Annotated in this window: 9 protein-coding genes and 1 pseudogene; 4 read left to right on the top strand and 6 right to left on the bottom strand. The window is 70.5% G+C overall.

The genetic code is table 11. The features are described from left to right. Window positions 1-270 (top strand): annotated as a pseudogene (locus tag AB0B72_RS38315) (2-oxoacid:ferredoxin oxidoreductase subunit beta); the annotation flags it as partial. Between the two features lie 98 nt (window positions 271-368). Here the strand turns inward: AB0B72_RS38315 and AB0B72_RS38310 are convergent. The 4 genes from AB0B72_RS38310 to AB0B72_RS38295 all read right to left on the bottom strand — a co-directional run bounded on the left by AB0B72_RS38310 (window position 369) and on the right by AB0B72_RS38295 (window position 8,457). Next, window positions 369-974, bottom strand: a complete 606-nt coding sequence (locus AB0B72_RS38310; RefSeq protein ID WP_367744529.1) for a dTDP-4-dehydrorhamnose 3,5-epimerase family protein — start codon at window positions 972-974, stop codon at window positions 369-371. A 129-nt stretch (window positions 975-1,103) separates the two neighbouring features. Further along, window positions 1,104-5,282 carry a LamG-like jellyroll fold domain-containing protein gene (locus AB0B72_RS38305; RefSeq protein ID WP_367744527.1) on the bottom strand — a complete coding sequence of 1,393 codons (4,179 nt, stop codon included), beginning with the start codon at window positions 5,280-5,282 and terminating at the stop codon, window positions 1,104-1,106. A gap of 141 nt (window positions 5,283-5,423) precedes the next feature. Further along, complete coding sequence (locus tag AB0B72_RS38300) at window positions 5,424-7,130, bottom strand: right-handed parallel beta-helix repeat-containing protein (RefSeq protein WP_367744526.1); 1,707 nt, start codon at window positions 7,128-7,130, stop codon at window positions 5,424-5,426. A gap of 64 nt (window positions 7,131-7,194) precedes the next feature. Beyond that, window positions 7,195-8,457, bottom strand: a complete 1,263-nt coding sequence (locus AB0B72_RS38295) for an O-antigen ligase family protein (RefSeq protein WP_367744525.1) — start codon at window positions 8,455-8,457, stop codon at window positions 7,195-7,197. Between the two features lie 70 nt (window positions 8,458-8,527). On the opposite strand from AB0B72_RS38295, the gene AB0B72_RS38290 reads away from it, so the two are divergent. The 3 genes from AB0B72_RS38290 to AB0B72_RS38280 are packed head-to-tail and all read left to right on the top strand — an operon-like array spanning window position 8,528 to window position 10,271. Further along, entirely contained in the window at window positions 8,528-9,070 is a 543-nt protein-coding gene (locus AB0B72_RS38290; RefSeq protein WP_367744524.1) for an adenylyltransferase/cytidyltransferase family protein, read from the top strand. After that, the gene (locus AB0B72_RS38285) at window positions 9,067-9,849 is read left to right on the top strand and encodes a CDP-alcohol phosphatidyltransferase family protein (RefSeq protein WP_367744523.1); all 783 of its coding nucleotides are present in this window, start codon (window positions 9,067-9,069) and stop codon (window positions 9,847-9,849) included. The genes AB0B72_RS38290 and AB0B72_RS38285 overlap by 4 nt, the downstream gene beginning before the upstream one ends. A gap of 5 nt (window positions 9,850-9,854) precedes the next feature. Then, entirely contained in the window at window positions 9,855-10,271 is a 417-nt protein-coding gene (locus AB0B72_RS38280; RefSeq protein ID WP_367744522.1) for an adenylyltransferase/cytidyltransferase family protein, read from the top strand. Here AB0B72_RS38280 and AB0B72_RS38275 read toward each other — a convergent pair. Both AB0B72_RS38275 and AB0B72_RS38270 read right to left on the bottom strand, forming a co-directional pair. Continuing rightward, a complete protein-coding gene (locus AB0B72_RS38275; RefSeq protein ID WP_367744521.1) occupies window positions 10,249-11,211 on the bottom strand; it encodes a hypothetical protein in 963 nt (320 codons plus the stop codon). The genes AB0B72_RS38280 and AB0B72_RS38275 overlap by 23 nt on opposite strands. Then, window positions 11,189-12,442, bottom strand: coding sequence for a hypothetical protein (locus AB0B72_RS38270; RefSeq protein ID WP_367744520.1), 1,254 nt, complete (start codon window positions 12,440-12,442; stop codon window positions 11,189-11,191). Before AB0B72_RS38270 ends, AB0B72_RS38275 begins: the two co-directional genes overlap by 23 nt. Between the last annotated feature and the right edge of the window lies 1 nt (window position 12,443).

Genomic DNA, 12,443 nt, shown 5'->3' with positions numbered 1-12,443 from the left:
GGCGGCGTCGAAGTCGTCCCCCGCGCCGAGATCACCGACGACGAGATCCTCATCCACGACGCCCACAACCCCGACCCGTCACTGGCCTTCGCCCTGTCCCGGCTGGACGACCCCGCGTTCCAGCACGTGCCGATCGGCGTCTTCCGCTCCATCGACCGACCGGCCTACGACCAGCTCCTCAACGAACAACTCCAGGCCGCGACCGCCGACAAGGGCCCAGGCCAGCTCAACGACCTGCTCCTCGGCGGGGACACCTGGCGCATCGGCTGACAACAACCATCGGCCGACAGGAAGCGTCAACGGGCCCGGAAGACCCCGGGAGACATGGTCTCCCGGGCCCGTCGCCGATTCAGAACAGCGCCCGGCTGTCAGGAGGAGCGGAGCTTCGCGTAGTAGGCGAGGCATTCGCCGTAGTCGGGGAGCAGCCCAAGGGAGAGCGCCTCGGCGAGTGAGGGCGCCTCGGCGTCCTTGGGTGACAGCACCGGCTCGACGCCCTCCGGCCAGGCGATGCCCAGCTCGGGGTCGAGCGGGTCCACCCCGTGCTCCTTCGCCGGCCGGTAGGGCTCCGAGCACAGGTAGACGCACGTGACCTGATCGCTGGTCGCTAGGAACGCGTGCCCGAGGCCCTCAGCCAGGTAGACGCCCTTCCTCGTGGTCTCGTCGAGCTCGACCACCTCCCAGCGTCCGAACGTCGGCGAGCCCACCCGCAGGTCCACGATCACGTCCAGGGCCGAGCCGGTGAGGCAGGTGACGTACTTGGCCTGGCCCACCGGTACGTCCGCGTAGTGGACGCCGCGCAGGACGCCCCGGCGGGAGATCGAGCAGTTGGCCTGGGCCAGATTCAGCGGATGCCCGATCTCCCGGGCGAACAGGTCCGCCTTGTACCACTCCAGGAACGCGCCACGCTCGTCGCCGTGCAGCGTCGGCGTGAAGACATAGGCGTCACTGATCGGCAACTCCTGCAAGCTCCCCACTCGCCGTTCCTCCCTGCTCGTCTGGTGCTCGTCTGGTGCTCGTTGTCATCTGTCACCCGGTCGTGCCATGTGCCTCGTCCAGGGGCAGGGAGGGCCCGCTCCCGTGATCGCGGGCCCTCCCGATCGCCGTCAGGACACGGTCACCGTCTGGGTGGTGACGCTGGTGCGGTTGTCGGTTCCGGTCACGGTCAGCGTGATCCGGTAGGTGCCCGCCTGCCCGAAGTCGTGCGAGGCGGTCTGGCCCGTGCCGGGGGCCCCGTCGCCGAAGCTCCACGTGTAGGAGGAGATCGGCGCCGAGCCCGCGGCCGACGCGGAGGCGTCGACCGAGCAGCTCAAACCCGTGCAGTTGGCGGAGAACGCCGCCGTCGGCGCGGTGGCCGTGCTGTTCGAGGTCAGGTCGTCGACCGTGACCACGACCGGCGCGTTGGTGGCGCTGCCGGACAGGAACGCCCCGAACCCGACGCCGCCGGCCGCCTGCAGCGCGGCGGTCGAATCCGTCGCGCTCACCTGCCACGCGCCGGGCTCGGCGCCTGAGGCGGGCCAGACCTTGGCCTGGACCGTCGTCGGCGACGTCCCCAGCACCTGCAGCCGGACCTTCAGCACGGTGCCCGGTGCGTACGTCAGGCCGGGGACGGTCACCTCGGACGTGAGCGCCGTCTCCGCGTTCGCCGAGTCCGTACGGCTCGCCAGGAGCACGACCGCGTTGGACGGCAGCAGCCGGACCCGGGCACGGTAGTCGCCCTGGCCGCTGACGCTCCGGCCGACGCCCCAGATGTAGACGCCGTTGCCGGTCCCGGACTTGTCGGTCGTGACGGAGAACGTGGTGTCGGAGGTGGTGCTGGACACGCTGTTCAGGTACGCCCTGCGGTTGGCGCTGGTCGACGGCAGGGTGATCTTCGCCGCCGCTCCGTCCACCGCGAAGGCGGCCGCGCCGCCTGTAAGGGTGTAGGCGCCCCCCGAGTCCGCCGAGCCGAGCCCGCCGGAGACCGTACGGCCGAAGGCGTCGGAGGCGAGGCCCGCCGAGGGATTCGCCGGAGGCCGGGGCACGACCACCTGAGTGGCGGTCGCGGTCGCGTTCGCGTCGTCGGTGACCGTGAGCGTGACCGTGTAGTCGCCGGCCGCCGGGTAGGAGTGGGTGGCGGTCTGGCCGGTGCCGGTGGCGCCGTCACCGAAGTTCCAGGCGTACCCGGAGATCGAGCCGTCGGCGTCGCCGGACGCTCCGGCGTCGAACGAGCAGCCGAGATCCGTGCAGGACGCGGTGAACGACGCCGTGGGCGGCTGGTTGGGCGGGCCGTTGCCGGAGCCCTTCTGCCAGTGCTCGGCGACCTGCGCGTCCGTCAGCACGGCTCCGTAGACGGCGACGTCGTCGATCTCGCCGGCGAAGTTGTCACCGGACGGCCGGTCCGGCCAGCCGTTGAGGTTGTCGCCGCCCACCCGCCAGTAGCCGGTGAATCCCTCGGCGCCGGTCTGCGGGTTGGTGCCGGTGAGAACGCCGTCCACGTAGAGCTTCATCCCGCCGGGGCCCTGGCTGGCGACCAGGTGGTGCCACTGGCCGTTGTTGTAGGCGTTCGGCGTGGTGATGACGTTGAGCGCCCCGGTGTAGGTGCCGAAGTTGAGCCTTCCGTCGTTCCTCATGTAGACGTGCCGGTCGTAGTTGGAGCTGGTCCCGGTGGCCGCGCTGCCCAAGCCGATGAGCTTGCCTCCGGTGGTCGTGGTCGTCTTGAACCACAGCTCCTCGGAGTAGGTGCTCGGGTTGCCGTACGAGGCCGTCGAGACGATCCTGCCGCCCGCGACCGCGACGGCCTTGTCCGTGGTGCCGACGATGGCGCCCGGCCGGCCGTAGGTGACGCCGCTCCCGGTGTAGGTGCCGGGGACGCCGCCCTTGCCGGAGTCGGCGGCGACGGTGCCGCTCGCCTCGTTGAGCCGCCAGTAGAGCGTCGGGTCGTCGTCGTAGACGGCCTTGCCGTACGGGTCGGCGGGGGCGGGCGGGATGGGGCTGGTGCGGCCGCTGGCCACGTAGTGGTCGAGCACCTTGTCGTAGGACAGGGCCGCCGGGTAGATCGCCACCTCGTCGATGTCGCCGTTGAGGTAGGCGCTGGACGGCTGGTTCGGCCAGCCGTTGAGGTTGTCGCCGCCGATCCGCCAGTAGCCGCTGTACACCTGGGCGCTCGTGGTGCCGGGCGCCTGGCCGACCTTGCGGCCGTCCACGTAGAGCGCCATGCCGGCGGTCTCGCTCAGGCTGGCCACGACGTGGTGCCACTGCCCGTCGTTGAAGCCGGGGGCGGAGTTGACCGTGCGGACGCCGCCGGGGTAGACGCCGAACCAGATGCGGCCCGCGTTGTCCATGTAGACGTGCCGGTCGTAGCTGGAGCTGTTGCCGGTGGCGGAGCCTCCGTAACCGACGATCTTGCCGCCGCTGGTGGAGGTGGTCTTCACCCACGCCTCGGCGGTGAAGCTGGTGGTCACCGGCACCCGTGACTGGGTCACGGCGAAGCCGGTCGCGCTGCCGTTGAAGGTCGACCCCGCGTCGGCGTCCCCGTTGATCGCGCCGGGCGCGCCGTGGGTCACGCCGGCGTTCTCGCTGACGTCGGTGAAGCCGGAGTAGTCGTACGCCGTGGTGCCGGAGCTCTCACCGAGCCGCCAGTAACTGGCCGGGTTGTCGCCGAGCACAGCGTCGGAGTAGGCGCTGGACGCGCCGTCAGCGGCGATGGTGACGGGGTCGGATGTGCCGCTGCCCACCGCGTTGGCCTCGGGGTCCTTCACCCGCACGCGGTAGGTGTGCGTGGAGCCGGGGGTCAACCCGGTGTCCTTGAAGCCGAGGGCGGGCAGGGTCCAGAAGTTCGACTTCGCGGTGACGGTCCCGACGGGCGTGCTGCCGCCGTCGCGCAGCACCTCGTACGTCAGCTTCTCGTTGTCCTGGTCCCAGGTGGACTGCCAGCTCACCCGGGCCGTTCCCGAGGCGAACGAGATGGCGGTCGGCGTGAGGTCGGAGGTGGGGATGGGCGCGGCCTTCTTGGGCGCTATCGACTTGATCGCGAACCGGGTCAGGCCCTGCTGGGGGTTGCCGTTGACGTTGGTGAACTCACCTCCCATGGACAGGTACTGGGAGGTGCCGGTGAGCGACCAGCCGCCCTGGAACTGCCCGGTGTAGCTGCCCGCGTTGATCGACGGGAACCAGTGCAGCAGGCTGGGCACGGGCTGGCCGCTGTAGTTGCTGTTGGAGCCGGGCGACCCGTGATCGGTGCCGGTGGCGTAGGTCGTCTCGGCCAGCGCCCGGTGCCACGTCGTGGGGCTCGACTCGGGGAAGGCGCCGAGCGAGGTGCAGTCGTGCGCGTGGCCGACGCTGTAGAGCACCTGGCCGGTGACGAAGATGCTGTACGTGGCCCCGTAACAGTTGTCGAGCCACACCAGGTCGCCCGTGTAGGGGTCGGCGGCCCAGCGGCCGTCGAACCAGTGGCCGCCCTCGCCGTCGTTGGCGCCGTAGACCACCGTGCCGTCGGTGGTCAGGTCGTCGACGTAGGAGAAGCCCGATCCGGAGCGGGTCGGCGTCGGCCGGCTGCTCCACGGCAGCGACGCCCCCGTGACCGGATCGACGGCGGCGATGCCGACGCGGGCCTCGCCATTGAAGTTCTGGAACTTCCCGCCGACGAGGACGCGGCTCTGGTCCGGCGCCATCAGCAGCGCCCGCACCTCGTCGTCGGGATCGGTCGTCCACGCCTGCAGGGCCCCGTTGGAGCGCGCCAGCGCGGCCGTCCGGTTGCGCGAGAAGCCGTTGACGTTGAAGAAGTTGCCGCCGATGTACACAGTGGAGGCGGACACGGTGATCGCCCACACCGTGCTGGAGACCGACGGGTTGAACGCCGTGTCGATCGCGCCGGTGGCGGTGTTGAAGGCGACGAGGCGGTTGTGCGCGACGCCGTCGACAGTGGTGAACTCGCCGCCGACGTAGATCCGTGACCCGTCGGGGGAAGCGGTGATCGTGCGTGCCTGCGCGTTCAGCGTGTGGGTGAACGGCAGCAGGTTTCCGGTGGTGATGTCGTAGGCGAGGATGTTCGCCCGGTTGACCTCCTGGGGTGCGCCGGGACTCGTCCCCGGCGGACGTGCCTTCGAGAAACTGCCCACGGCGTAGACCGTGGTCCCGACCGTGGCCTGTTTCCAGACGACGCCGTTGATCTGCCAGGTGGGCAGCGCTTCGGCGGTCAGGGTCTCGGGGGTGCCGGGGTCGGGGTCGATGTCGGCCGCGGCGCCCCTGGCCTGCGCCAGGCCGAATGCGCCGACGATGAGAAGTGCGAGCGCGGAGCGCCTCAAGAGGTCTAATTTGGTGCGCACTAATACCTACTTCGTCCTAGCGCCCTTATGGGCAGCATCACGAAATAGATCGTAATGGAACGGTTTAAAATCACCCAGGCATTCCTCAGGACAAGTGCCCCGATAACATTACGATTCGGTCTAGGTAAGGGCTCCTACCGCAATTACGCTGCCCGGCGCCGCGTTCATCCAGGTGGCGACGTCCGCGGGGAGAGGGGCGCCACCAGGCAGTTCCGCCTCGATCCGGAAGACGCCCGACTGCGCGAACGGCACAACGCCCCGAATCTCCTGGCCATTTAGTTCCATATGGGCGGATTCACGGATCGTGGGAAGATTAGTGAACGAACGCTGACCTGCTCGCCGGTTCACCCAGGTGATAAGCGGGCCGGACCCCCCGGCCGGGCGGTAGTAGACGTCGTGGTTCAGCACGGCCATCTGCGCGGCCGTACGCCTGCCGGTCAGGTCCTCCACCGACACCTGCGGCACGCCGGCGCCGGCGCGGCCCTGGAGCAGGTTGTTGCTCACCTCCACGCCGGACACGTTCCACGGCATCCGCGGATCGGCGTTCTGGCGGGCGCCGTCGATCACGCCGATCTGGGCGCCGCCGTTGCGGACGGCCGTGTTGTTCCACAGCCGGACGTCGCTCGCCTCGTTGACGTACAGGCCGTTGCCGCCGTTGTCGGCCGCGATGTTCCCGGCGATCAGGCCCCGCGCCGAGATCTCGTAGTGGATGCCGTGGCCGAGGTTGGCGTAGGCGAGGTTGCGGGCCACGACGGAGTCGGACACCGACTCGTCGAGCCAGATTCCCGGTCCGAAATTGCGCTCGGACCGGTTGGCCACCACCCGCAGCCCGGTCGAGGTGGTGATCTTCACCCCGCCCGAGACCGGCGCCGTCTCGAAGTGCTCCCAGTTGTTGCCCTGCATGAGGTTGCCGATGACGGTCGCGCGGTCGGCGTGGTGCCCGTGCAGGCCGAGCTGGCCGTTGCGGAGGAACGTGTTGTGCCTGACGGTGATCCGCTGCCCGTTGATGCTCAGCCCGGCCAGCGCGGTGTCGGCGAACACGTCGTTTTCGAACAACAGGTCGTCGGCGTACCCCTTCACGGCGCCCATCCGCCGGATCGGCGTGGCGTACCGGCGGAAGCCGATGCCGAGAACCGAGGAGCCGTTGGCGTGGTTGAGGTAGAGCGCCTCCGCGAGGGTGGTGGCACGCACGTCGTGGCCCGCCGGGTCGGAGCCGACGTACAGCCGTGAGCCCGCGTAGTCGACGAAGAAGGTGCCCGGCCGGAGCTGGTCCCTGGAGGCCACCTGCGTCTGCTGCTGCCCGTCCACGAACATCTGGTCGGGCCAGTTCGCCACGGGGTTGTCCGGGCCGACCATGCGCCAGGCGTCCCCGCCGCCGCTCGTGGGATCGGTGTGATCGAAGCGGGTGGTCCAGCCGTCCTTTCGCCACGCCGTACCGTCCTGCACCCATCCGGTCACGGACTCGGTCCCGTCGAACCACACCCGCTCGCGCGGATACGCCTGGAGGGTGACGCGCTTGCCGTACACCTGGACCGACTCGTGGTAGATCCCCGCACGCAGCACGACGACACCGCCGGCGGGCACGGCGCGCACCGCTCGCGCCACCGTGCGCCAGGGAGCTGCCAGTGTGCCCCTCGCCGAGTCGTCGCCGAGGGGCGAGACGAAGTACGCCCCGCTGGGCACGGGATAGGCGGCGGCCCCCACTGCGAGGGAACCGGCCGTCCGCCAGCCCTCCACGGTGTCGGCGGTCGTGGAGGCAGTGGCGGGCTGTGCCGCCTGACTTCCCATGGCGACGATCAGACCTGTCGTGACGGCGAGGAGCTTCATCGGGGCTCGCCCTCCTTCGCATCGGGGGATTCGCATCGGGAAAGGAAAAGCCGCCCAGGCAGAGTCACCTGAACCGGGCGGCGGGGACGGCCGCCGGGACGACGTCGCCGGAGCTCCTGCGCTCCAGGATCGCCGTCCAGGCGATGACCATGTAGAGCCATACGGACGCGACGTTCGCCGGCGCGGCGGCCATCTCGGTCGTCACGCCGTCGATCACGAAGAACAGCACCAGGCCGAGGAGCAGCCCCGCGTCCGCGCGCTGCGCCCGCAGCCGGCCCAGGCGCAGGTGCTGGGTGCACAGGACGACGAGCAGCAGGCAGAAGAGCGTCAGCCCGACCAGGCCGCCCTCGACGAGGGCGTTCACGAAGGCGTTGTGACCGCCGCCGAGGCCGATCTCGTCGAGGAACAGCCCCCGCGCCGCGGACAGGCCGTTGCCGAAGAACGGCTGCTGCGACACCGCTTCCAGTGCGAGCGTCCACAGGTCGGTGCGGGCGTTCAGGGTCTCGAGCTGCTGGACCGTCTCCCCCCGGGTGGCGAAGGCCACCAGGTCGTCGGGGAACGCCAGCACCACCACGATCACCAGAGGCGCCCCGAGCAGCAGGAACTCGGCCCGGCCGCGCGCTCCCCGCGCGACCACCATGAGCACGATCGCCCCGACCGCGCAGCCCGCCGCCGCGCCTCGCGTCCCCGTGGCGATCAGTGCGGCGCCCAGCACGACGATCGCCCCCACGTACGCCAGGGGAGGCCAGCGCCGGGGCAGCGCCCCCGGCAGCGCGAAGGCCAGCATGAGCAGCAGTGCGATCCCCAGGAAGATCCCCGCGGAGACGGGGTGCACGTAGAGCCAGTTGAAGCGGTCCACGGTCTGCGGGGTCCGGGGAAAGGGCATGGCCACCCCGATGCCGACGGAGATCAGGACGAGGACCGTGAAGGCGTGGGCCAGCCGGTGCAGGTCCTCCCGGCCCGCCCGGGTGGCGACCACCTGGCAAACGGCGGCGGTGATGAGCAGCTGCACCCCGCGCACCAGCCCGAACACGGGGAACGGCGTCCACAGCGCCGACAGCATGGAGTAGACCGCGAAGCTCCAGCCGAGGAGCAGCACCACGGGGGGCCGTCTGCGGGGCGGGCCGAGGCCGAACCGCCGGTACAGGTAGAGGGCGACCATCCCGTAGACCGCGACTTCGATCAGGATCGTCGCGTCCACGCCGCCGCCGATGGACTGGTTGGCCGGGCGGGACCTGAGCTTGTACTCGCTCGCGAGGACGAGGGCCATCGGGAGCAGCACCGGCCACCAGGCGAACTCGACGCGACGGTGACGGGCCGTTGCCACGTTTGCCCTCCTTGTCCTGGCTGTCCTGTGCTCCCCGGGGCAGGATACGCGGTTATTCTCCCAGATTAAGGTGCGCGTAATTGGCCGTTTATCATGCTTGGCAGGGATATTTCACACTGATACTGTGTCCGGCGGAAGCCCATTGTTCCGCGGCCGCCGTGTAACAACTACGCAGAGGAGCAGTGCACCCCCTGTGACAAATGGATACACCGCCGGAGTCTTCGACCTGTTTCACGGCGGCGATCTCGACCTTCTCCGCAAGGCCCGCGCACAGTGCGCGCGTCTCACGGTGGGCGTTCTCACCGATGAGCTGGCCCAGACGATCCTCGGCACCCGTCCGTTCATGCCCTTGAATGAGCGGCTGGAGATTCTCCGCAATGTCCGCTTCGTGGATAAAGTAATTTCGGTCACGGATCCCGACCTCGCCCGGCTCCGCGCCGAATTCGCCTTCGACGTGATCTTTCCCGGGATTTCCCGGAACGGCGCCCCCACGGAGGCGGAGGCGGCGCGCCAATTGGCCGGCCTGGACGTGCGGATCGCCGCCCTGCCCGACCTGAAGGACACCAGGAGCGTGATGGTGCGCTCCGCCCTCGACCGCGCGAGGGTCGCGTGAGCGCGGAGACGGTGACGGGGACGGGTCCGGCCGTCCCCCGGTCGTACGGGGAGGCGCTGCGCGCCCTCGGCTCGAAGCAGAAGACCGCGAAGGGGGCGCCGGCGTACTCGCGGTTCGTCAACCGCCGCGCCGGGCGGCACCTCGCCGCGGGGGCGTACGTCCTCGGGCTCACCCCCAACCAGGTCACCGGGATCAGCGCGCTGTTTACGTTCGCCGGGATCGCGACCGTGGCGCTGGCCGAGCCGTCGCCCGTCACCGGCGTCCTCGTGGCGCTGGCACTGATGATCGGGTACGCGTTTGACTCAGCCGACGGGCAGCTCGCCCGCCTGCGCGGCGGCGGGTCCAAGGCCGGGGAGTGGCTGGACCACATGGTCGACGCCACGAAGATCTCCTCGCTGCATCTGGCCGTCCTCGTGTCGTTCTACCGGTTCTCCGGCCTCCCGGACGCGGCGCTGCTCGTACCCATCGGGTTCACCGTCGTCGCCGCGGTGATGTTCTTCGGGATGATCCTGAACGACCTGCTCCGGAGGGCGCACTACGCCGCTTCTGGAACGCTCCCGGCCGCTCCCGCCCGCCCGTCGTCGCTGCGGTCGCTTCTGGTCATCCCCACCGATTACGGACTGCTCTGCCTCGCCTTCGCGCTGCTGGGCGTGGATGGAGCGTTCCCCTACGTCTACGGGCTGCTGTTCGCCGCCAACCTCGCCTTCATGCTGGCGGCGGCGGTCAAGTGGTTCCGCGACATCGCCTCGCTCGACGCCACGCCGGTTGGAGAGGACTGACGTCCATGGGAGACCGCCTGGTCGGGTACGTGCCCGGCGCATACGACATGTTCCACATCGGACATCTCAACATCCTGCGCAAGGCGCGCGAGCAGTGCGACTACCTCATCGCGGGTGTGGTGACCGACGAGGTGGCCGAGGCCGCCAAGGGCAAGCGGCCCGCCGTGCCGTACGAGGAGCGGCTGGAGGTCGTCGCCAGCATCAGGTTCGTGGACGAGGCCGTCATGGACTGGTCGAGCGACAAGTACCTGATGTGGGAGCAGCTCCGGTTCGACGTCCTGTTCAAGGGCGACGACTGGAAGGGCACCCCCAAGGGCGACCGGCTGGAGGCCGGCCTGGGGGCGGTCGGCGTACGGGTCGTCTACTTCCCGTACACCGCCCACACCTCCAGCACGAGCCTCAGGCAGCTGATCGGCGCCTGACGACGACCAGCCCGGCGAGCAGCAGCACGACGGCGGCGCCGCCGCCGGCGCCCCACGCCCACACCGGCACGTGCGCGCCGAGCCAGGGAGGCTCGGCGCGCAGCTCCTCGGGCAGGTCGAGGCGGTAGACGGGGGTCAGCGCGTCCTCGGTCGAGATCAGCAGCGCGCCGCCGTCCGCGGTGAGCGCGACGCCCTCCCCCTGGCGCTGCCTGGGGATCTCGACGGTCCAGGTGACCTGCCCGCCGATCCTGTCCCAGACCCACATCTTGCCGTAGCCGCGCAGGATCATCGCGCCCTTTGCGGTGAGCAGCCCGTCACTGATCACATAGGGAAGCCGCGCGACATGCGTCAGCGGGTTCGCGCGGCCGGCCGACAGGCTCAGCGGCGCGGAATACAGGTCGCCGCCCTTCTCGCTCTTGGTCACCACGTACAGGTGCGACGTGTTCGGGTCGACCAGCAGCGTCTCGGCGTCGTGCGGCCCGTCCGGGTAGACCAGGCGGTACGTCGTGGAAGGGACCTCCTGGTTCCCGAGCTCGCCGGGCTCGGCGAACCGGTGGACGAGGATGCCGTCCGGGCGGGGCGTCGGGTTGGCCCCGAGGTCGCCCACGTACACCCAGGAGGTGCCGTCCTCGGCGACCGCGCCGCCCATCGCCTCGGGGTCGACCCCGGTGGCCTGGGGCAACGTGACGACGCCCCGGGTCTTCCCGTCCGGCCCGACGGCGTACAGCCGTACGGGCCCCTCCCCATCGTTGACCGTCCACACCACGCCCGGGTGGACCGCGCTCGCGTAGAGGCCGCTCGACTCGACGATCGCGGGGTCGGCCCAGGTGAAGGCGGTCTTCCAGGACGACGCGGGGATCGTGCGGGGCTCCTCCTCCCAGCCCGCCCCCATCGTGGCGGCCAGTGCGGCCAGCGAGCTAATGATCAGCCTTAATCGCATGGGGGGAGCTTTCCGTTCGGAGGGCGCGAAGTCGGAGGGCGCGAAGTCGGAGCACGAGGATGACGGCCGTGACCACGCCGCCGGTCCCGATGCAGAAGGGGGCGAGGTCGAACAGGCCGGGCCGTAGGGACAGCAGCGCGGTGAGCACCACCAGGCCGACGACCGACTCGATCAGCCGCACCTCGAACACCAGCCGGGAGTGGCGGTAGGCGGTGGCCAGCAGGCTCACCGGCATGGTCGCGGCGATGCTGACGCAGTAGGCGCCCCAGCCCGCGACGGCGAGCGGGCTCACGTCGAACCGGTCGCCGGTGATGAACCCCTGCAACGGCTCGGTGAGGACGACCGCCACGACGGCGCTGACCGCGGAGGCGGCGGTGAGCCCGACGGACCCGGTGAGCGCCAGCCGGGCCCGCAGCGGCTCGCCCGCCTCCCGGAGCCGGACCATCCTGGGCAGCAGGAATCCCCCCACCCCGTTGATCAGTGTGAGGGTGGGTGCCAGGAGCAGGCGCGCCGCCTCGGTGCTCGCGAGCGCCGCCCCGGAGACGAGGACCGAGATCGCGACCCTGGCAAGCAGCAGCGTGGTGGGGCGCAGGGCGGCCTGGGCAGCACGCCACGACGCGAACGAGGCGACCTGCCGGAGGTCGGCGTCCCCCAGGCGGGGCAGGGCGAGCTCCTCGCGCGGCGCCTGGAGCACGACCAGGCCGATGGAGACCGCGCAGCCCGCGGCCATCGCGAGCAGCAGCGCCTCGATGCTCAGCCCGGCCGTGAAGTGGACGCCGGCCAGCACCGCGCACGTCACCAGGAGGTGGACGCCGTCGTTGCGGGCGAGCCTGCCGAACTCCATCCGCGCCGCGAGCAGCCGCCGTCCGGTGTCCTCCAGCAGCCACACCGTCACCAGCAGCCCGAACAGCAGCGCCCGCGGGCCGGGAAGCGCGCCGTACGCGAGGGCGAGGGCCGTGCCGAGTACCGCGCCGAGCGAGAGCGTGCCGAGCAGCGACGCGAGCAGGCCCGCGCGCACCTGGGGGTCCATCCGGTCGAGGACGGTGAGCGAGTCGCCCACCCAGGCGGTGTGGACGGTCGTCATGACCACGAGCGTCGCGGTGAGCAGGGTGAACGCGGCGAAGCCCGACGTGCCGAGCTCACGGGCCGCGACGACCTGCAGAAGCAGGCTGCCCACGGCGGTGATGACCTGGGCGAGCACGGAGCCGCCCGCCCCCAGGAGCCGTCGCACC

This window comes from Microbispora sp. NPDC049125 (genome assembly GCF_040802045.1).
Classification (GTDB): domain Bacteria; phylum Actinomycetota; class Actinomycetes; order Streptosporangiales; family Streptosporangiaceae; genus Microbispora.
Note: the sequence above shows the minus strand (reverse complement) of the source record. Positions and strands in the feature narration are given on the sequence as shown.